We start from the raw sequence: 22155 nt of genomic DNA on the forward strand, positions 1-22155 counted from the left end.
CGGTCAAATTTCAGCCAAGCCGCTGTTTTGGCAATGTAAAAACATGACATTCACTATCATGATTTTACATGCGCTTGACCCGCAAATATTTCGGCGCGCTGTCGGTTTCCTGTCGCGTTGTGCGTCCTAGTTTCGATCGGGTCGCGGTGGCGGCCCGAAAAACAAGGAGAATGCAATGGCCAAGTCCCCCACTTCCTTCTTCTGGTACGAACTGATGACGACCGATCCCGATGCGGCGAGCGATTTCTACAGCGCCGTGGTCGGATGGAGACCGCAGGACTTCAACGGCGCGCCCGGCATGCCGCGCTACATCGTCATGAATGTCGGCGAGCGCGGCGTCGGCGGCGTCATGAAGATACCGGCCGAAGCCGGACCGAACATGCATCCGGCATGGGTCGGCTATATCCATGTCAAGGATACCGACGCCGCCACGGAATCGCTGAAGCAGGCCGGCGGCAAAGTCTACCGTGCGCCGGACGACATTCCGGGGGTCGGACGCTTCTCCGTCGTCGCCGATCCGCAAGGCGCGATGTTCAACTTCCTGCAGCCGAACGGCCCCGACATGCCGCCGCTCCCGGCCGGCACGCCCGGCACCATAGGCTGGCACGAGCTTTACACCACGGACTGGCGCAAGGCGCTCGACTTCTATTCCGGCCAGTTCGGCTGGACCAAGGAGCGCGAGCACGACATGGGCGAGATGGGCGTCTACGCCCTCTTCGCTGCCGGAGGCCAGGAGATCGGCGGCATGATGAACAAGCCTCCGCAGATCCCCAACGCGGTGTGGCAGTTCTATTTCAACGTGCCCGCCATCGACGCCGCGGCGAAAGCCGTCACCGACAAGGGCGGCAAGGTGCTGATGGGCCCGATGGAAGTGCCCGGCGGCCAATGGGTTGCGCAATGCCAGGACCCGCAAGGCGCCCATTTCGCGCTCGTCGCGCCGAAACGGTAGAGGGAGGTGGATTTGGATTGCTCCCTTCCCTCGAAACGGAAGGGAGCAGCCGGCGGGCTTATGGCTCGCCGGCGCCGATCTCCAGCCTGCGCCGGGCCACATAGGCCTCGAGTTCCTCGCGCACGGAAGCGTCCATCTCCGGCTGGCGGTACTCTTCCAGCGCCTTTTTCCAGAGCCGCGTGGCCCGCGCGGTCGCATCAAGTCCACCGACCTCCTGCCAGGCTTCGAAATTCTGCCAGTTGGACAGGATCGGCTGGTAGAAGGCGGTGGAGTAGCGCTCCAGCGTGTGCGGCTCGCCGAAGAAGTGGCCTCCGGTCGGCACATGGGCGAGCGCGTCCAGCGCCAGTTCGCCCTCATCGACCTCGATGGGGCGCAGGAACTCCATCATGTGCTGGATCATCTCCACGTCGATCACCAGCTTCTCGAAACTCGCTGTCAGCCCGCCTTCCTGCCAGCCGGCGGCGTGATAGACCAGATTGGCGTGGCCGAGCACCGCGCCCCAGAGCGCCATCAGAGTCTCATAGGCGCCCTGAGCGTCGGCGGCATTCGAGGCCGAGCCCGGCGTGGTGCGATAAGGCAGGCGGTAGCGCCGCGCGAGTTGGCCGGAGGCGATATTGGCCTTGGTGTTTTCGGGCGTGCCGAAGGCGGGCGCGCCGGACTTCATGTCCACATTGGAGGTGAAGGCGCCGTAGAGCACCGGCGTGCCCGGCCGCACGAGTTGCGCCAGCATCGCGCCGAACAGCGCCTCCGCGTTCTGCTGCGCCAGCGCGCCGGCCAGCGTCACTGGGCTCATCGCGCCCATCAGGGTAAAGGGCGTGATGCAGACCGGCTGGCCGTGTTCGGCCATGGCGATCAGCCCTTCCGCCATCTGCTCGTCGAAGCGTCGCGGCGAGTTGACGGAAATGATGGTGGTGACGCCCGGATCGGCGGCAAGCTGCTCCAACGTCAAGCCGCGCGAGATCGCCATCATGCGGATGCCGTCCAGCGCCCTGCCCCGGCCGATGGCCGAGACATGGAACGCCTTGTCGGTCAGCGTCAGATTGGCGAGGTAGGTGTCGAGATGGCGCGTATTGGCCGGCATCTCGACGGGCGCGCAGACCTGGTTGCCCAGCATGTGAATGCAGTTGAAATGCTGCGCCAGCCTTACGAGATCGCAATAGTCGCGGAAGTTGCCGGCGCGCCGTCCGCGCTCCATGTCGTGCACATTGGGCGGCCCGGCAACCAGCGTGAAATTGATGCCGTTGCCGCCGAGACGGACCCGATGCGCCGGGTTGCGTGGGGTGAGCGCAAAGATCGGCGGGGCGGGCCTCAGCGCCTCGGCCAGCAGGTCCCGGTCGACGCGCACCGTCGACGTGGCGTGATCGACTTCGGCTCCCGCCTGCTCGAACAGGGAGAGCGCATGCGCGCTCATCACCTCGATGCCGAACTCCTCCAATATGCGCATGGAGGCGGCATGGATCGCCTCGACCTGGTCCGCCGACAACAGTTCCATCGGCGGATAGGGATTTTCCACATGCCGCAGGGGCAATTGCGGAATGCCGGTTGCCGCCCGTGAACGGGCGCGCTCGGTGCTGCGGCGGCTGCGGTGCTCGGTCATGCCCCGTATCAAAGCTCCGCTTGGGCGTACGGTCTGCAAGAAATGCGCCGCGCGCGGACGGGATTCTCGCCTTCGGACAGCCGCAATGGTTAAGGAGGCCGGCAAGACTCCTTTTATGATTCATCGCTAAAGCTGGCGACATGTACCGCGTCAATTTTAGTCGAGTTTTAGCGATCGGCCTCGTTCTGTCGCTTTCGGCCTGTGCGACAGCACCGTCGCACATCAACGATGTCTGCGCGGTATTCGACCAGCGCGACGGCTGGTTCAACAACTGGCGCTCGGCCGCCGAAAGCACGGAACGCAAATATGGCGTCCCCGTGCCGGTGCTGATGGCCACGGTGCGCAAGGAATCCGGTTTCAAGAGCAATGCGCGGCCGCCGCGCACCACATTGTTCGGCTTTATTCCGTGGAAGCGGCAGTCCAGCGCCTACGGCTTCTCGCAGGCGCTCGACGGCACATGGTCGCAATATATCCGCGAAAGCGGCAATTTCACCGCGCGCCGCTCGAACTTCGCCGACGCCATCGACTTCGTCGGCTGGTATCACGCCAAGACGGTCGCCGGCTACGGCGTGGCCCCCACCGACACGTTCAACCTGTATCTGGCCTACTATATGGGCTGGAACGCCTATAAACGCGGCTCCTGGCGCAGCAATTCGGGCGTACAGAACTACGCGCGCGCCACCGACCAGATGGCGCGGCGCTACGGGGCCCAGCTCCAGCAGTGCGGCGGGTAGGACGCGCTACTTCTTCCTCGGTGCCCTGCCCGTCTTTGCCTTGCCCTTCTTTACAGCGCTCTTCCGGGCCTTGGCTTCGTTTTCCGGCTCGGTCGGCTCGAAGGCGGACGGCGCGTCCTCGTCCAGCGCCTGGCGGCCGTCGCCGAGGCTCGGCGGCGTGAACGGCTCCAGCGTCGAATTCTCGTCGCGCGGGAAATCGCCTTCGGAGGCCGCGTCGCTGCGTTCGTGGCGGCGGGCGCGCGCACGCGCTTCCTCCTCCTCGGCCGATGCCCCCAGATTGCCGGCCGCCGGCGCGGCCCGTTTGCCGCGCGGCCGCTTCGGCTCCTCATAGGCTGCCGGCTCGTCGGCGGGGCGGTCGTCGATCTCGGCTGCCGCGCCCGAAAGCGCATCGTCCGGCACGCCTTCCGATGCGACCTTTTCCTTGTCGAAGCGGATCACCGGCTCCATCCTGGCCAGCACCTCGTCGGACAGCCAGCACAGGCTCATATGCCCGCCGCCGAGATCCTTGAGCGGCGGCAGTTTCGTCTCGCACAGATTGTCCGGCACGAGATGCTTGTAGCGGCACCGGGTCTGGAACGGGCAGCCGCTGGGCGGATTCATGGCCGAGGGAATGTCGCCCTCCAGCACGATGTTCTTCTTCACCACCGAGGTGTCGGCAATGGGAATCGCCGAGAGCAGCGCCTCGGTATAGGGATGATACGGCGGCGAGAAGATCTGGTCGGTCGTGCCCTGCTCCACGATATGGCCGAGATACATGACCACCACGCGGTCGGCGATGTAGCGGACCACGGAAAGATCGTGGCTGATGAACAAAAGCGTGGTCTGGTTGCGCCGCTGGATGTCCATCAAGAGTTCGGTCACCGCCGCCTGCACCGACACGTCGAGCGCCGAGACCGGCTCGTCGGCCACAACCACCTTGGCATCGCCGGCGAAAGCGCGGGCGACGCCTATGCGCTGCTTCTGGCCGCCTGAAAGCTGGCGCGGCTTGCGCTCCGCGAAGGCGCGCGGCAGCTTCACCAAATCGAGAAGCTCCAGCATGCGCTGGCGCCGCTCGGCCGGGTTCGCGCCGACCTTGAACTTCTCCAGCGTGCGGATGATCTGCGCGCCGACGGTGTGGCTGGGGTTCAGCGTATCGAAGGGGTTCTGGAACACCATCTGGATGGCCGAGACGGTCTGCACGTCGCGCCCTTCCACGCCCGTGCCCTGGATCTCGACATTGCCCAGCGTGACCTTGCCGGAACTCGCCGTTTCCAGCCCGAGCAGAACCTTGGCCAGGGTGGACTTGCCGCAGCCGCTTTCGCCCACGATGGCCACCGTCTCGGACTCGCGGGCGTCGAAAGTGATGGTCTCGTTGGCCTTCACGGTGCGGCCCTCGCCGCCGCCGAAGACGCCGCCCGCGCCAACCTGGTAGTATTTCTTCAGATGGTCGACCTTCAGCACCGGCTTGCCCGGCACGATCGGCTCCTTCTCCTTCTTTGCACCGGGCGGCAGCGCGTTCCAGTCGATCTCGTTGAACCGCACGCAGCGCGAGAAATGTCCCTCATGCCCTTCGACCGGGATCATCGGAATCTCGGCGACGTTGCACACGCCGTCCACGAAATGATGGCAGCGCGGGCCGAAATTGCAGCCCATGGGCCGCTCCTGCGGCAATGGAAGCTGGCCGGGAATGGCGATCAGCGGCCGCTCGTTCTTGTCAGCGCCCGGTAACGGGATCGAACGGAACAGCCCCTGCGTATAGGGATGGCGCATACGGTCGAACACGTCCGTGATCTTGCCGGTCTCGACCGCCTCGCCGGAGTACATCACCGTGATCCGGTCGCAGGTCTCCAGGATCAGGCCGAGATTGTGCGACACGAAGATCATCGACGTGCCGAACTGCTTGCCGAGCCCCTTCACCAGTTCGACGATGCCGGCCTCGACCGTCACGTCGAGCGCCGTGGTGGGTTCGTCCAGCAGCAGCAGGGCCGGGTTGGACAGAAGCGCCATGGCGATCACGATGCGCTGTTGCTGGCCGCCCGAAAGCTGGTGCGGGAAAGAGCGCATCATGCGCTCCGGATCGGGCAGCTTCACCGCGCGCACCATCTCCAGCGCGCGCCTGTAGGCCTCCTCCTTGGAGACCTTGTCGTGCAGCAGCGGCACTTCCATGAGCTGCTGGCCGATCTTCATGGCCGGGTTCAGGCTGGCCATCGGCTCCTGGTAGATCATGGCGATCTCGTTGCCGCGAATGGAGCGCAGTTCCTCCTCGCTCAACTCGCCCATGTCGCGGCCCTTGAACAGGATGCGGCCGCCGACGATCTTGCCGATATTGGACAGGTCCCGCATGATGCCGAGCGACACGGTGGACTTGCCGCAGCCGCTTTCGCCGACGATGCCCATGGCTTCTCCCGGCATCACCGTGCAGGAAAAGTCCATCACGGCCGGGATCTCGCCCTTGCGGGTGAAGAAGGAGATGGACAGGTTCTCGATCTCGATGATCGGTCCGTCGGTCGCCTTGGCGGGATTTCGAACTGCCTCGTTCATGGGTCGTTCCAGTCCTTGGCTAGGCATAGCTCCCGTTCGGCGGGTGCGCACGGGGCCGATGCCTCGATAGAACATATGGCGGCGGTCTCGGTTCGGTAACCGCCGCCTGGTTTCAATCCTTCAGCGATTGCTCGCGCAGCGCGTCCGCAAGCAGGTTGAGCCCGAGCACGAAGGACATCAGGGCGATCGCCGGCGGCAGGGCTGGATGCACATAGGCGCGCAGCAGTTGGCTCGCGTCCTTGATGGTAGTGCCCCAGTCCGGGCTTTCGGGCGGCATGCCGAGGCCGAAGAAGCCCAGCGTGCCGAGTAGGATCGTGGTATAGCCGATGCGCAGGCACGCATCGACGATCAGCGGCCCGCGCGCGTTGGGCAGCACTTCCCAGAACATGATGTACCACGGGTTCTCGCCGCGTGTCTGGGCGGCCGCCACATAGTCGCGCGTCTTGATGTCCATGGTCAGGCCCCGCACGATGCGGAACACGCCGGGTGAGGATGCGAAGACCACGGCCACGAAGATGTTCAGCACGCTGGGCGTCACCTGGATCAGCCCGAGCGGGTCGCGATAGAACATGAAGGTGGAATAGAGCCAGTAGCTGATGGCCAGGACAACCAGCATTTGCACGGCCAGCAGCAGCGGCCTTCCCGAATATCTGGTGAAGAAGGCCAGCACCCCCAGGATCACCGGGAAGGCGAAGAACACGCCCGCCGTCACCCGTGGAAGCCCCGTCTCCATGATCTCCGGCGAAACCAGCAGGTAGAACAGGAGGATGACCGGGAAGGCCAGCACCAGATTGGCCAGGAAGGAGAGCAGCGAATCCGTCTTCCTGCCGAAATAGCCGGCGGGCAGGCCGAGCGTGATGCCGACGGTCAGCGCCACAAGCGTGGCCAGCGGCGCGATCAAAAGCACCACGCGGCTGCCGTCGATCACCCGGCTGAACACGTCGCGCGCAAGCTTGTCGCCGCCGAGCAGATAGGCCTCTCCGCTGGTCGGCTCGATGGCGCCGGGCAGAGCGTTCTTCATCACCGCGATCTGTTCCAGCGGGTTGAAGGGCGAGATGTAGCGCGAGAAGATCGCCGCGAAGAGCCAGAACCCCAGGATGAAGATGCCGGCGATGCCCACGCTGGTTTCGTAGAGCTGGCCGTAGAGGCCGAGCGACTTGCGGAAGCGGTAGCTGAGCCCCATCACCACCGCCAGCGCCAGCCATACCGGCCAGAGCCGGTAGACCAGGATGTGCAGCAAGATGTCGGGGACCGAGAGATATTGCATGGCGTCCCCCTTCTACTGAACCCGGATGCGCGGGTTGAGATAGGCATATCCCACGTCCGAGATGAGTTGCGTGATGAGAACGATGAACACCGACACCAGCGAGCAGCCGAGCAGGAGATCGATGTCGTTGTTGCCGGCCGCCTCCACCAGCGTGTAGCCGAAGCCCTGGTAGCGGAACATGATCTCCACCACCACGACGCCGGTCAGCAGCCAGGGGAACTGCAGCATGATGACGGTGAAGGGCGCGATCAGCGCGTTGCGCAGCGCGTGCTTGATGATCACGGCGCCGAAGGAGAGTCCCTTGAGCCGCGCCGTGCGGATATATTGCGCCGTCATCACCTCGACCATGGAGGCGCGCGTCATGCGCGCGATGTAGCCCATGCCGTAGATCGCCAGCGTCATCACCGGCAGCGCGAAATTGGTGAAGGTGATGCCCTGGAAAGTCGCGCTCGCAGCCGAACCGTTCAGCCAGCCGAGCCAGGTGGCGAAGACGACGGTGAAGATGACGCCCGAGACATATTCCGGCGTGGCCGTGGTGGCGATGGACACCACCGATAGCGACCGGTCCGTTCGGGATCCCTCCCGCATTCCGGCCAGCACCCCGATCAGCAGCGCGCTCGGTATCATGCACACCATCACCCAGAACATCAGGATCGCGGTGGCCTTCAGTGCCGGGAACAGCTTGGCGGCGACCTTGGTGCGGAACTTGGTCGAGCAGCCGAAATCGCCTTGCAGCACGCCGGAGAATTGCGGCGTCGCAGCTTCGCCGCAATAGTTGAAGCGGGCAATCGGGTTGCCGTTCTCGTCGCGAGCCGGTTGTTTCGGCCAGACGCCGATCCACGCCGCATAGCGTTTCAGGAACGGGTCGCGATATCCGAAGCGGTCGAGCCAGCTGTCGATCTCGGTCTGGCTGGCGCGGCTGTTGGTCTGCGCCAGGGCGAGTTTCTTCAGGTTCGGCTCCAGATTCACGAGAAAGAAAACGACCAGCGTCAGGCAGATCATGGTCAGGACCATGACGCCCAGGCGCCGCAATATGAATGATATCACCGTGGCCCCTCCTCGAGGCGGGTCTTACGTCGGAAAATCAGGAAAGCGGGGAGCCGGATCGGCTCCCCTACGGTCGTCTTGTGACGACGGCATCTGCACTCAGGCGTCCGGATCGAGCCAGACCTTCTCGTAATTGTCCTCGAAGGTGGGATGCATCGGGTTGTCCTTCACCTTCTTCGTCGAGTGATGGTAGAGCGACAGCCAGAACGGCTGGATGATGACGCCGGAATCCTGCAGGATCTGCTCCACGTCCTTCATCACGGCTTTGCGCTTCTCCGGATCGGCGATGGCGAGGGCTTCGTTGAGCTTCTTGTCGAACTCGGGATTGGCATAGCCGGACTCGTTCCACGCCGCGCCGCTGGTGTAGCCCAGCGCCAGAACCTGCACGCCGAGCGGGCGCATGTTCCAGTTGGTGGTCGAATACGGATATTTCGTCCAGTCGTTCCAGAAGGTCGAGCCGGGCAGGATGGTGCGCTTGACCTTGATGCCGGCCTCGCGCAGCTGAGCCGCTATCGCGTCCCCGGTGTTCTTGTGCCAATCCTCGTCCACCGAGATCAGCTCGTGCTCGAAGTCCATCTGGCCGGCTTCGGTCATCAGCTTCTTGGCGCCCTCGATATCGCGGCTCTTCTTGGGCAGCTCGTAATATTCCGGGTGGATCGGGCAGACATGGTGGTTCTCGCCCACGGTGCCCAGATTGTTGTAGCCGAGTTGTAGCACCGTGGCGTTGTCCACCGCCATCTGCAAAGCGTTGCGCACCTTCTGGTCGTCATAGGGCTTGTGCCCGACATTGGTGCGCGCCACGATCGTCGTCGAGGTCTTGGCTTCCGACTTCACTAGGCCCATACCGTCGAGGATGTCGATGAACTCGGCCATGGTCTGGTGGTTGGTGTCGATCTCGCCGGCTTCGTAGGCATTGACGACCGCGTTGAAATCGTTGCCGTAGTCGATGTACTCGACGCCGTCGAGATAGGCCTCGCCGCCCCACCACTTGCCGTTCTCACGGCGCTTCGTGACCACCTTGGAGCCGACGTCGTAGGACACCAGCTCGAACGCGCCGGTGCCGACCGGGTGCTTGACGATGTCGGAGCCGTTCTTCTCGAAGTCGCGGTGCAGCACCAGGCCCGGATAGTCGGCGAAATTCGGGATGATGGAGATGTCGGAAGACGGAAGCTTGAGCTTGATCGTGTAGTCGTCGACCTTGGTGATGGCGCCGTCGGCCGCCTTGCCGGTCTTCGGGTCGACCATGCCGCCCATGCGCGCGGCCATGGAGTTGCCTTCGGCCTTCTTGTCGCACCAGCGGATCAGGTTGAACATCACGTCGTCGGCGTTGAACTGGTCGCCATTGTTCCAGGTCACGCCCTTGCGCACATGCAGCACATATTCGGTGGCGTCGTCGTTGAGCTCCCAGCTTTCGAGCAGCATCGGCTGGAACGTGTAGTCCGGAGTGTACTTCACCAGCGGTTCGAGGAAGGTGCGCGTGGTGTTGGCCAGTTCGGACCAGTCGTAGCTGCGCGGATCCTTCTGCGCCTTCACCGGCATGGCGCAGCGCAGCACGCCACCCTTTTTCGGCGTCTCGGCCGCTTGGGCCCTGGTCGGCGCCGCCAGTCCGATCATGCCGTAGGCCATTGCGGTGGAGGCGCCCATGACGCTGGCTATGGCGAGAAATTCGCGGCGATCCATCTTGCCCGCCCGGGCACAGGCCGCGAGTTCTTCAACGACGGCCGGCACTTCGTTGCTATTACTCCTGTAGAAACGCATGACTATCTCCCGTTGCTCCCGTTATTGGCTCTTCGGCCTTTTAGCATTCCGCATCCGCTGCCCCATGTCAAAGACTGCCCTGAAGGGATTGCGATCGGAAATGTGCAACGTTGTCAGCCATACGATTAGCGAGATTGCGACCTGTATGACGCAAAATCGCTAACCCGCTGACGATTCGTCCAAAATGCCGATATCGATTGGACCACGCCGGCCCGACACCGGCTCCCGGGCGGCCCGGGGGCCGTTTGCGGCTGGCTGGCGGCCGATCTTCGAATCGGCCGCCGACCGGACGGCACAAGACCGGATCCACGGCCCCCGCGCTGGCATCGGCGCGCGGCCTAGTATTCCTTTTCGTAGAAGATGCCGCCCTTCGCCTCGCCGGCATCGGAAGCCTCGCCGCGCAGCTTCAGCCCGCGCCCCACGTCGAGATCGATCCGCGCCTTGCCCGAACCGGGCTTGTCGCCCTTCTGGATGCTGAGATAGGTGCGGTCGTTGAGATATTTGCCGGCCGAAACCGAGGTGCCGCCCTTTTCGTCCGTCGTCACGTCGAGGTCGTCCACGCCCAGGCCGTTGCGCAGCTTGTTGAGCAGCGAGGACGAACCGCCCGCGCCGGCGAGCGTGGCCGCGGCATCGGCGAGCTGCGCGATCTGCAGCGGCGACAGGCTCGACATGGCGCGGCCGAAGATCAGCCTCGCCAGGACCTCGTCCTCCGGCAGGGCCGGCACCGAGGAGAAGTTGAATTTCGGGTTGGTCGCGTCTCCCACCACGGTGACCGTCACCGTGGCGTCGTTCGCGCTCGATTGTGCCGTCATGTTCAGGTAGGGCACCAGCGAGCCGGCGAAGGTGAGCGTGCCTTCGGTGAAGGTCAGCCGCTTGCCGAGCAGCGCCAGCCGGCCGCGTTGCAGCGTGAACTGCCCCACCGCCTGCGGCGACGACGCCGGACCGGTGAGCTTCAGCGTTCCGCCCAGCTCGGCATCGAGGCCGCGCCCTTGCACGAAGATCTGGTTGGGCGCGCGCACCGTGATGTCGAGACCGAGCCCGCCGCCATTGCCGCCGCTCTTGGCGCCCTGGCTTGGATTGAGCGCCCGATCCTGCGCGCGCACGGCGGCCGGCGCGTTCTTGTGCTTGACGTCCAGCGCGGACAGCGAGCCCGGCAGCTTGTCCGGTACGGTGATCACCGTCCTGGCGAGATTGACCGTGCCGGAGATGACGGCGGCCGAGGTCAGCGGTCCCTTGATGGCAAGGTCGCCGGACAGATTGGCCGTCACCACGCTGCCGTCGGTGTAGCGCCCGTCGACCAGCTTGATGCTGAGGTCGGCAGGAAAACCCTTGGCCGGATCAATGCCCACCGTGCCGCTCGCGCTCAGCGTGCCGCGCGTCGAGAGCGTGCCGGTCAGCCGGCTGATCGTGGCGACGCCATTGCCCATCGTCACCTCTGCCTGGAGGTTGTTGACGGCAAGTCCGGATTTCGCGTCCACGAAGCGTGCGCCGGAAGTCCGGACCGTGCCGCCGATGACCGGCTGCGTGGCGGCGCCGCGCACCTGCATGGCGACATTGGCCGTGCCGCTGAGCGACAGGCCCTGCTCCGCCAGCTTGCCCGCCAGGAAGCCGAACGGCACCGCGCCGTTGATGTCGAGCCCGAGCTGCGGCGTGCCCGCGGTGGTCACCGAGCCGCCGATCTTGAGCGCGAGCCCGGAACCTTCGCTGAGATTGGCGTCGAGGTTCAGCTTGTTGGAGGCGAAATTGCCGGACGACTTGACGCCGAAGGCGCGCAGGCCCGCGCCGCGCGTCTGCGAGGTCTGGATGCCGGAGCCGTTGATGTCAAAGGCGACCGCCGGGTTGGCCGCGGCGCCGCTCACCTTCACCGTTCCCGAGACCGTACCGGCCGCGTCCAGCCCCGGCGCGAAACCGTTCGCCACGGAAACGGGCACCGAGGAAAGCCTGACGTCGAGGTCCAGCTTCTCGCCGGCCGTGCCGGACACGGTCGCCGTGCCGCCGCCGATGCCGACGGCGAGCTTGTCGAGCTGCGTCACGCCGTTGGCGATGGTGATGGTCGAGGCCTGCGAGATCGCCGCCTTGACGCCGCGGAACGTCGCCTGGCCGGATTTGAGCTCCACCGTGGTGGTTCCGTCGGCCAGCTTCACCCGGCCCTCGGCCCTCGCCGGGATATCCTTGACCGTCGCGCCGCCGGAAAAGGCGGTCCAGTCGCCGTCGCGCTTGAGATCGACGGCTATGCCGGTGATGGCCGTCCCGCCGGAGGTCACGCCGTCGGCGCGGATCGTTCCGGAGATCGCCGGCGCCGCCGCATAGTTCGCCACGAGCGCATCGACAGTGGCTTTCTTCACCGAAAGCTCGCCGCGCCTGATGGAGCCTGCGGCTGCCTTCAGGGCCACCTGGGGAACGCCGCTCTCCTTGTAGAAGCGCACCGTTCCGTTGACGTCGCCCTCCGCCTTCTCGAGCGCCAGCGCCGCAAGCGGCCCGATGTCGGGAAGCTTGAACGTCACCGTGCCGTCCGGCAGGAAGGCCTCGTCCAGCGTCAGGTCGCCGGAAACCTGGTTCTGCCCGAGCGACAGCGCAAGCCCCTGCACTTCGCGCCTGCCGTCGGCCGTCTTCAGCACGGCGTTGCCCTTCAGCGGCTGCCCCGCCACGTCGCCGGTCAGCGAAACCGTGGCGGCGGGGTTGGCGATGTCCATGCGGCCCTGCGCATCCAGCTTCAGGCCGGTGATCTCGCGGTTCGCCACGGAAAGCTTGCCGCTCTCGACGGTCAGGGAAACATCCGGAGCGGCCATCGCGCCTTGCGCCTGCACCGACAGGTTGATTGCGCCCCTGGCGTCCTTGGACAGCAAGGAGAGGTCGGCCAGCGCGCCCTTGAGATCGGCCGTGAACTGGCCGTCGCTCAGGCGCGCGGTGCCGCTGGCAGAGACGGCGCCGGAGGAAAGCTCGACGGAATCGGCGCTGACATTGCCGCCGGAATCGCGCTTGAGAGCCGCCGAAAGAACGGTGCGCTCGCCCAGCACCGGGCGCGCGGGAGCCGGGAGCGCGGCGGAGGCGGCGTCCGCTTTGACGTTCAGCTCGATCGAACCGTCGGCCAGCGAAACGCTTCCGTCGAAGCCGCCCTTGAGCGCGTCGGACTGGATCGAGCCGCTGTCGACGACGATCTTGTCCTTCTCCAGCTTGCCGACGACCTTGGTCGCCACCTTGCCGGCGATCAGCGGCGCAACGGTAGGATTGTCGAGGCCGATCTTTTCCGCTGTGGCCGTGCCGGAAATCGGGCCGGTCCTGCTCTCGATGTCGAAGGCATCGGAATGCAATGCCACGGCCAGGTTCTCGACCTTGGTGACGTTGGTGGCGACCTTCGTCGCCGTGACCGCGATGTCGACCGCCGGGCTCCGTCCCTCGCCCAAGGCCCGCAGCGATGCCGATTTCAGGTCGATATCGATCGGGCTTTCCTTGCTGCCGAAGGAGAGCGGCAAGGTCGGCCCCACCGATGTGAACTCCAGCGCGAAGTCGCTCGCGCCCGCAGGGTTGATGCTGCCCTTTGCGGCGCCGTGCAGGGCACTGCTCTGCACCGTCGCATGTTCGATCTCCACTCCGCCGGCGCTGGTCGCCGTGCCGGCCATGTCGAAATCGACCTTGCCGGCCAGCAGCGGCTTTACCCGCTCCGGCACGAAGCGCGCGAAATCGCCGTCGCCCTTGACCTCGATGCGGTTGCCCTTGTCGGTGAACTGGTGGCGGCCGGAAATCTGCGTGACCACCTGCCCGTCGATGGAAAAATTGCCGGTGCCGTTCCAGTCGGCCAGCGGGCCGCTGCCGGCCAGCGTGATATCCACCGCAGGCGCGCCCGGCAGCTTGAGCAGGTTGGCGAGGATGCCGCCGTCCGGTTCCGACGCCTTCACGTCGAGGTCGAGGCGGTTGTCGGCCGGCGCGAAATGCACCTTGGCCGTGACATTGCCCTGCTTTCCGTCGCGCCGCGAAACGTCGAGATCTGTCGCGATGGCCAGCGGCGAGGCCTTGGCTGACAATGTTCCCTTCGCGGCAAGTTCGGCTATGCCGGCGCCGGCCAGCGCCTCGCCGAGCGCGATGTCAGGCAGGTCGATCTGCTGGATGTCGACCGATATGGGCAAGGTGAAAGACCCGCTGGGCTGCTCGACCCGCTTCTGCGGTTCCTGCTGCGGCAGGCGCGCCAGTTCGATGCGCCCGGCCGCCACGCGTTCGGCACGGAAGGTCTTTCCCAACAGCGCAGTCGGCGACCAGTCCACCGCGACGTTGCGCAGCACCAGCCACGGGCCGGCCTTGTCCGCGACCACGACATGATCGAGACGCAAGGCCCCCGACCATATCCCGCTGATGCCGCCGATCTCGACCTTGCGTTCCGGGCTAGAAGCGAGGCTCGAGATGATGCCGGCGAGGTTTTCGCGGCCGCGCTCCGGCGTCGTCAGCACCACCAGCGCGCCGAGGCCGGCCGCCGCCACGACGAGCACCAGATAGAAAAGCACGCGCATGACGCGCCGGACGATGCGCATCATGGTCAGAACGCCTGTCCGATGCCGGCATAGATGCCGAAGCGAGGATCGCCCGGATCGCGGTTGAGCGGCACTGCGGCGTCGACCCGCAGCGGCCCGAACGGCGTGAGATAGCGCAGGCCCACGCCCGCGCCGACCTTCATGTTCGAGAATGTCGGCATGCTGCTCGTCGAAACAGAGCCGGCATCCACGAACGGCACGATGCCGATCGTGTCGGTCATGGCGATGCGCATCTCCGCCGAAGTTTCGAAATAGGCAAGGCCGCCCGTCGGCGTACCGTTGACCTTCGGGCCGATGCCCTGATAGCCGTAGCCGCGCACCGAACCGCCGCCGCCGACATAGAAGCGCCGGTCGGCGGGCACGTTCCCCAGCGAGGTGCCGACGATCGAGCCGGCCGCCACGCGGCCCGCGAGCACGAACTTGGACGCATCGTCCAGCGCCTGGTAGGCCGAACCCTCGCCCTTGAACTTGACGAAGGTGTTTCCGTTGAGGATGTCGTAGCTCGGCTCGGCGAAGGCCAGGAACCTGAAGCCCTTGGTCGGGTTCAGCCGGTTGTCGCGGTTGTCGAAGACATATTGCAGCGGCACCGAGGCGATCAGGTAGTCATGCTTGCCGAACACGTCGGTGATCTTCGAATAGTCCAGCGCGAACGCGGCCGAGACGGTCTGGTAGCGCGACAACTCGTAGGACAGGCCGACGTCGCCCTTGACCGAGAAACTGTCATAGGCGTCCGGATGCTCGTAGACCGCCTTGAGGTTCGAGAAGAATTTCGACGACGGCCCCAGCACGCCCGGCTTCTCGAACATGATGCCGGCATTGTAGTTGAGCGCGCTGATCGAATTGGCCCCGATGCCGCTGATCGCGCCGTCGATGCGCAGTTTCTCGGCGCGGCCGAACAGGTTGCGGTGGCCCCAATAGCCTTCGACGCCGAGGCCGTCGATGTTGGAATAGGTGCCGCCGACGCCGAAATAACGCGGCTTGCGCTCCGTGACGTTGACGTCGATGGGAATATTGCCCTGCGCGTCGAGCTTGTCGGCCTCGCGCACCGTCACGCTGTTGAACACCTCCAGCCCCAGAAGCCTCTCGCGCGCCGCGTCGACCTCCTTGGGCGAATAGGTCTGCCCCCGCTTCAGGCCGGTCATGTAGGCGGTGAAATCGCGATCGACATCTTTCGTGCCTTGGACATCCGTCTCGCCGTAGCCGGCCACCGGGCCGGCCGCGACGGTGAGCGTCACGTCGAGGGTCGAACTCGCATGATCGGCCACGATCTCGCGGTCCGTGACCTTGGCCAGCGGCCTGCCCTCCTCCTTCAGCGCGCGCACGATCGCGGCCTCGGCTTTCAGGACCGCGCCGGACCCGGCGTCTCCGCCCGCGATCAGGCCGTAGTCGGCGCCCATCAGGCCGGCGGCATCGCCTTTCAGCCGGATATTGCCCAGCGTGAACTTCCTTGCCGCGTTGACCGTCACCGTCACCGGGATCGGCTGCGGCCCCTTGAATTCAGCGTCGGGCGGAAGATCGTCCAGCGACCTGCCCTGGATGGCGATGTCCACCACGCCCTCGTAATAGGCGTTCTCGTAGAGGGTCGAGACGAGTTGCTGGCGCTCCGCCCGCGCCTTGGCGAGAAGGCCGAGGGAACCTGAAACGGGTTTGTCTTCGTCGGCCTTCAGGGTCGATGCGTTCTCAAGGGCCTTCTTGAGCTCGGGTTCCGCGTCCGGCGCCTCTATGGTGACCGAATAGCGCAAGGGATCGACGATGTCGTTTCCCTCTTCCGAGGATCCCCAAAGCTTGATGCCGAAGATCTCGAAGGCCGCTGCCTCGCGTACGCCCGCGAGCGCGCCCGTGCAGGCCAGCGCCAGAAGGAGGATGCGCGAAAGGCTGCGTCCATGCGCAACTCCCTTCACGATACTCCTTGTACGCGCCGCAGGCATACACCTACCCTAGCTTGCAAAAGCTAAAATTGCAGTCAACTTGTGAAACAGCCGTAAAGGAGCCACGTTCCAATTGTCTGAATCCCGGCCCCGATGGAATTCACACTCCTTTTCAAAGGTGAAAGAAAGCGTGATGAATCCGGGTTCACGCCAGCGCGGGAACTGGCGGAAAATACGGCTCTGACCGGTTCCGGCCGGTGTTGACAAGCGCAACCCAAGCTTGAACATGCCGGCGAGAGCGGTTCGGCGGTCCACGGCCGGCGTTGTTTGAGAGGGGTCAATGACGATGCGCGCAACTCGCTTCCTTCCGGTGCTTGTCCTGGTGCTGTTGGCCGCGCTTGCGGGCGTGCGGACGGCCGGCGCCGCCGAAGCGCGACGCATTGTCACCACCGACAACGCCGACTATTTCGGCTTCGACCTTCGTTCCGAACAGAACGTCACGCTTGACCAGTGCAAGACCGCCTGCCTGGGCGACCCCTCATGCCGCGCCTTCACCTACAACACCAAGGCCAAGTGGTGCTTCCTCAAATCCGATTTCAACACCGTGAAGCCGTTCCCCGGCGCGGTGGCGGGCAAGGCGGTGTCGGTGCTGGCCACGGAAAAGGACATCGGCGCCCCGCCCGAGCTCGCCTTCTTCCCGGCCTGGATGGCCGACCAGGCGCAGCAATACCGTAATTATCTCACCGGACCCGGCTTCAAGCGCCCTGTCGACGGCCTTTCCGCGCTCGTCCAGCAGGCAGACCTGGCCGCCCAGGCCGGCGACCAGCGCACGGCCATGCAGAAATACGAGGCTGCGCTTTCGGCCATGCCCGACGACGGCACGCTATGGCCGAAGCTCGCCCGTGCTATTCTGGCAATCCAGCCGGCGAACGGGCAGGAGACGGCGACCTTCCAGGCCAACGCCACTTCGGCCGCCTTCAACGGCTACAAGTTCACCCGTACGGCAAGCGCGCGCGCCGAGGCGCTGGCGCTGCTGGCCGCCGGCCTCGACCGCCGCGACCTCTACCGCCCCGCCCTTCAGGCCTATGAGGCCAGTCTGGCACTGGTTCCGTCGCCGGCCGTGCGCACGGATTACGAGGACCTCAAGGCACGCAAGGGTTTTCGCATTGTCGACCATTCCGTCGATGCCGACACCAGCGCGCCGCGCATCTGCGCGCGATTTTCCGAGGAACTGCTGAAGACCGGCATGGACTATTCCCAGTTCGTCACGGTCGACGGCGGAGCGCCCAAGGGCGTCGAGGCCAAGGACAAGCAGATCTGCGTCGAAGGGCTGGAGCATGGCCGCCACTACAGCGTCACCTTCCGCGCCGGTCTGCCGGCGGCGATCGGCGAGGTGATCGCCGCACCCGTCGTGCTCTCCATCTATGTGCAGGATCGTGCGCCGTCAGCCCGCTTCACCGGCGACAGCTTCGTCCTGCCTTCCGGCATGCGCCGCGGCATCCCGGTCGTCACCGTCAACATGGACGCCACCGAGATGAAGCTCTACCGCGTCGGCGACCGCGCGCTGGCGCAGCTTCTGTCCGGCTACCAGTTCCTGAAGCAGCTCAACGGCTACGACCTGTCCAACATCTCCGACCAGATGGGCGAGCCGGTCTGGCAGGGTCGCATGGAGATCGCCAACGAGCTGAACAAGGAGGTGACGACCTCCTTCCCGGTGGACGAGGCCCTGCCCCAGCGCAAGCCCGGCGTCTATGTGCTGACGGCCCGGCCGGTGGACGACCGCAGCGACGAATGGAATTCGCGCGCCACGCAATGGTTCGTCGTTTCCGATATCGGCCTGTCCACCTATACGGGACAGGACGGCCTTACCGTCTTCGCCCGCTCGCTGGGCTCGGCCAAGCCGATCCGGGACGCCGAACTGACGCTGCTGGCCCGCAACAACGAGATTCTCGGCACCGCCACCACCGACGCCGAGGGCCGCGCCGTCTTCAATCCCGGCCTCACCCGCGGCGAAGGCGGGCTGGTGCCGGCCGTCCTGATGGCCAGACAGGGCGATCAGGACTTCGTCTTCCTCGACATGACCAAGGCCGGGTTCGACCTGTCCGACCGTGGCGTCGCCGGCCGCGCTTCGCCCGGCGCGCTCGACGTCTACGCCTGGACCGAGCGCGGCATCTACCGGGCCGGCGAGACCGTCCATGTCGCGGCACTTGCCCGCGACGACGCGGCCAACGCTGTCGAAAACCTGCCGCTCACCTTCGTTTTCAGCCGCCCCGACGGCGTCGAGGACCGCCGCATGGTCAGCGACGGCACCGCCGCCGGCGGCCATGCCGTCGAACTACCGCTGCAATCAAACGCCATGCGCGGCACCTGGTCGGTCAACGTCTATACCGATCCCACGCAGCCCGCCGTGGCCACGCAGATGTTCCTCGTCGAGGATTTCGTTCCCGACCGCATCGAGTTCGACCTGACCTCCGACAAGCAGGAGATCGCGCAGGGCGAAACGGCGAACATCACCGTGGACGGGCGCTTCCTCTACGGCGCGCCGGCAGCCGGACTTGCGCTGGAAGGCGAGACGACGCTGGCGGCCACGCGCGATTGGGACCGCTTCAAGGGCTACGTCTTCGGCCTTGCCGACGAGCAGACGGCCGAACCCACCGTCACGCCGCTGGCCGACCTGCCGCTGGTGGGCGACGACGGCAAGGCGAGCTTCCCCGTCTCGGTCGACCAACTCCCCTCCACCACCAAGCTCGTCAACGCCAAGGTGACGGTTCGCATGCGCGAGGCAGGCGGCCGCGCCGTCGAGCGCTCGCTGTCCGTCGCCGTGCGCCCGCAAGGCGAGATGATCGGCATCCGCCCCGACTTTTCGGGCGACGAGGTGCCGCAGGGCGGGGTCGCCAAGTTCAGCCTGATAGCGGTGGCGCCCGACGGCAAGCGCGAGGCGTTGAAAGGGGCCTCCTGGTCGCTGGTCAAGGTCGAGCGCAACTACCAATGGTACCGCAACGGCGGTTCGTGGAATTACGAGCCGGTGACCTTCACCAAGGCCGTGGCCAACGGCACCACCGACATCGCCGCCGACGCCGAGGCGACGATCTCGCTGCCGGTGGACTGGGGCCGCTACCGGCTCCAGGTCGATACCGCCGACTCGCAGGGTCCGGCCACCAGCTACGAGTTCGACGCCGGCTGGTATGTCTCCGCCACCTCGACCGAGACGCCGGATGCGCTGGAGATCGCGCTGGACAAGGACAGTTACGCCGCCGGAGAGGTCGCGCGGCTGAAGGTGTCGCCGCATTTCGCCGGCGAACTGCTGGTCACGATCGGTGCCGACAGGCTGCTCAAGACCGTCACCGCTTCCATCCCGGCAGCTGGCGGCACCGTCGATATCCCGGTTTCTGACGACTGGGGCGCGGGCGCCTATGTCACGGCCACGCTGTTCCGCCCGGGCGATGCCGAGCAGTCGCGCATGCCCGCCCGCGCCATCGGCGTGAAATGGCTTGCCGTCGATCCCGGCGCCAGGAAACTTGCCGTCTCGCTGACGCCGCCCGAAAAGACCGAACCGCGCCAGCCGCTGTCGATTCCGGTCGCCGTGACCGGCGCGGAGGCCGGAGATAAAGCCTATGTCACGGTCGCGGCCGTCGATGTCGGTATATTGAACCTCACCAACTACAAGGCGCCCGATCCTGAGGGCTGGTATTTCGGCCAACGCATGATGGGGCTGGAACTGCGCGACCTCTACGGCCGCCTGATCGACGGTTCGCTCGGCGTCACCGGCCGGCTGCGCACCGGCGGCGACGGCAACGCCATGCAGAGCCAGGGCAGCCCGCCCACCGAAAAGCTCGTCGCCTTCTTCTCCGGGCCGGTCGAACTGGGTCCGGACGGCAAGACGACCGTCGCCTTCGACATCCCGCAATTCAACGGCACCGTGCGCGTGATGGCTGTGGCCTGGACGAAGAAGGCGGTCGGCCACGCGACGGCCGATGTGATCGTGCGCGATCCCGTCGTCGTCACCGCCGGCCTGCCGCGCTTCATGGCGCCGGGCGATTCCTCCGTCATGCGGCTCGACGTCGCCAACACCGATGCCCCGGACGGCGACTACGATCTCGCCGTGACCGCGACCGGCGACCTTACCGTCGGCGACGACGCGGTGCCTTCCAAGCTGAAGCTCACCGCCGGCAAAAGGCAGTCGCTGACGGTGCCGCTGATCGCTGTGGCGGCGGGCGACGCTTCCGTCACCGTCAAGATATCCCGCGAGGGCGGGCCGGAAGTCGAGCAGACCTTGTTCCTGTCCATCCGCCCGGCCCAGCTTCCGCTCACCACGCGCATGGTGGTGGACCTGAAGCCCGGAGCTTCGCTGCGCGTGGACCGCGAGCTGTTGGCCGCCAGCCTGCTGGAGGGCGCATCCGTCAGCCTCGGCGTCTCGCAGTCCGCCGCCTTCGACGTGCCTTCGCTTTTGATGGCGCTCGACCGCTATCCCTATGGCTGCGCCGAGCAGACCACCAGCCGCGCCCTGCCGCTGCTCTACGTCAACGACATGGCCAAGGGCTTCGGCATGGCCGACGATCCGCAACTGCACGACCGCATCCAGCAGGCCGTCTACAAGGTGCTGAACAACCAGTCCTCCAGCGGCGGCTTCGGCCTGTGGGGACCGGGTTCGGGCGATCTGTGGCTGGATGCCTATGTCACCGATTTCCTCACCCGCGCGCGGGAGGCGAAATACGAGGTGCCGGCCGAGGCCGTCGGCCAGGCGCTGGCCAATCTCCAGAACTCGCTGGGCTACGATCAGGATGTGCAGAGCCGGGGCAACGAGATCGCCTACGCGCTCTATGTGCTGGCCCGCAACAAGAAGGCTTCGGTGGGCGACCTGCGCTACTATGCCGACACCAAGCTGGACGCCTTCGCTAGCCCCATGGCGGTGGCGCAGCTTGCCGCGTCGCTTTCGCTTTATGGGGATGCGCAGCGGGCGGAATCGACCTTCGATACGGCCCTCCGGCTTGCCCGCCAGACCAGCGACTACGACTATTATCGCGCCGACTACGGTTCGCCGCTCCGCGACGAGGCCGCGATGCTGGCGCTGGCGGCGGAGAGCAAGCCTGCGCCGAAGATCGTGCCGGAACTGGTGAAGATGGTCTCCCGCGAGCGGGCCAACACGCGTTGGACCAGCACGCAGGACAATGCCTGGATGCTGCTTGCGGCGCGTGCCCTGAAGAACGGCAACGAGGCGATCGCGCTGACGGTCAACGGCGCGCCGCATGAAGGCGCCTATTCGGCCGAAATGTCCGGCAACGACCTGCTCGACAGCCCGGTGACCGTCGCCAACACCGGCAAGTCGGCGCTGCAGGCGGTCGTCACCAGCCATGCCGCGCCGGTCCAGCCGCTGCCGGCGGGCGGCGACGGCTTCACCATCGAGCGCACCTATTACCATCTCGACGGCAGCGAGGCGAACGTCTCCGAAGCGCAGCAGAACGAGCGCTATGTGGTGGTGCTGAAGGTGCAGGAGCTGAACGACTGGCCGCAGCGCGTTCTGGTCACGGATCTTCTGCCGGCCGGCTTCGAGATCGACAATCCGAGCCTGGTCTCCAGTGCACAGCTCGCAAACTTCTCATGGCTCGCGCAGACCAACCCGGCGCATGTCGAGTTCCGCGACGATCGCTTCGTCGCCGCCTTCGGCCCCGGCGGCGAAAGCACCGACGAAAGCAGCCAGGACGACGGCGACCGCTCCAAGACGCTGGCCTATGTGGTGCGCGCGGTGACGCCCGGCGTCTATGCGCATCCGGCCGCCAGCGTGGAAGACATGTACCGGCCGCAATATTCGGCCCGCACCGCCACTGGCATGATGGAGGTGAAGGCGCGGTAAGGCAGACCTTCATGTTTCACGTAGACCGGACGCAGATTTCA

General features: G+C 65.7%; 10 protein-coding genes. 3 read left to right on the plus strand and 7 right to left on the minus strand.

Annotated elements, in window-relative coordinates:
* The first annotated feature begins 175 nt into the window (after positions 1-175).
* Positions 176-949 (plus strand): VOC family protein, encoded by a 774-nt coding sequence (locus QU595_RS16850; RefSeq protein ID WP_315923959.1) that lies wholly within the window; start codon positions 176-178, stop codon positions 947-949.
* A 58-nt stretch (positions 950-1007) separates the two neighbouring features.
* Here QU595_RS16850 and QU595_RS16855 read toward each other — a convergent pair whose 3' ends face one another.
* Entirely contained in the window at positions 1008-2546 is a 1539-nt protein-coding gene (locus QU595_RS16855; protein ID WP_315923961.1) for a trimethylamine methyltransferase family protein, read from the minus strand.
* Between the two features lie 140 nt (positions 2547-2686).
* On the opposite strand from QU595_RS16855, the gene QU595_RS16860 reads away from it, so the two are divergent.
* Positions 2687-3280 carry a transglycosylase SLT domain-containing protein gene (locus QU595_RS16860; RefSeq protein WP_315923962.1) on the plus strand — a complete coding sequence of 198 codons (594 nt, stop codon included), beginning with the start codon at positions 2687-2689 and terminating at the stop codon, positions 3278-3280.
* Between the two features lie 6 nt (positions 3281-3286).
* On the opposite strand, the gene QU595_RS16865 is transcribed toward QU595_RS16860, so the two are convergent.
* From QU595_RS16865 to QU595_RS16890, 6 genes are all read right to left on the minus strand, one after another.
* Entirely contained in the window at positions 3287-5800 is a 2514-nt protein-coding gene (locus QU595_RS16865) for an ABC transporter ATP-binding protein (RefSeq protein ID WP_315923964.1), read from the minus strand.
* Positions 5801-5912: 112 nt separating this feature from the next.
* Positions 5913-7067: an ABC transporter permease gene (locus QU595_RS16870; RefSeq protein WP_315923966.1), complete on the minus strand. Its 1155-nt coding sequence runs from the start codon at positions 7065-7067 to the stop codon at positions 5913-5915.
* A 12-nt stretch (positions 7068-7079) separates the two neighbouring features.
* A complete protein-coding gene (locus tag QU595_RS16875; protein ID WP_315923968.1) occupies positions 7080-8114 on the minus strand; it encodes an ABC transporter permease in 1035 nt (344 codons plus the stop codon).
* A gap of 99 nt (positions 8115-8213) precedes the next feature.
* Positions 8214-9872 carry an ABC transporter substrate-binding protein gene (locus tag QU595_RS16880; protein ID WP_315923970.1) on the minus strand — a complete coding sequence of 553 codons (1659 nt, stop codon included), beginning with the start codon at positions 9870-9872 and terminating at the stop codon, positions 8214-8216.
* A gap of 338 nt (positions 9873-10210) precedes the next feature.
* Positions 10211-14398, minus strand: coding sequence for a translocation/assembly module TamB domain-containing protein (locus tag QU595_RS16885; protein ID WP_315923972.1), 4188 nt, complete (start codon positions 14396-14398; stop codon positions 10211-10213).
* A 2-nt stretch (positions 14399-14400) separates the two neighbouring features.
* Positions 14401-16323: an autotransporter assembly complex protein TamA gene (locus tag QU595_RS16890; RefSeq protein WP_410000513.1), complete on the minus strand. Its 1923-nt coding sequence runs from the start codon at positions 16321-16323 to the stop codon at positions 14401-14403.
* Positions 16324-16603: 280 nt separating this feature from the next.
* Here QU595_RS16890 and QU595_RS16895 point away from each other — a divergent pair, with 280 nt between their 5' ends.
* A complete protein-coding gene (locus tag QU595_RS16895) occupies positions 16604-22114 on the plus strand; it encodes an alpha-2-macroglobulin family protein (protein WP_315923976.1) in 5511 nt (1836 codons plus the stop codon).
* Positions 22115-22155 lie beyond the last annotated feature (41 nt).

Source organism: Mesorhizobium sp. SP-1A (genome assembly GCF_032460275.1).
In the GTDB taxonomy this organism is placed as follows: domain Bacteria; phylum Pseudomonadota; class Alphaproteobacteria; order Rhizobiales; family Rhizobiaceae; genus Mesorhizobium.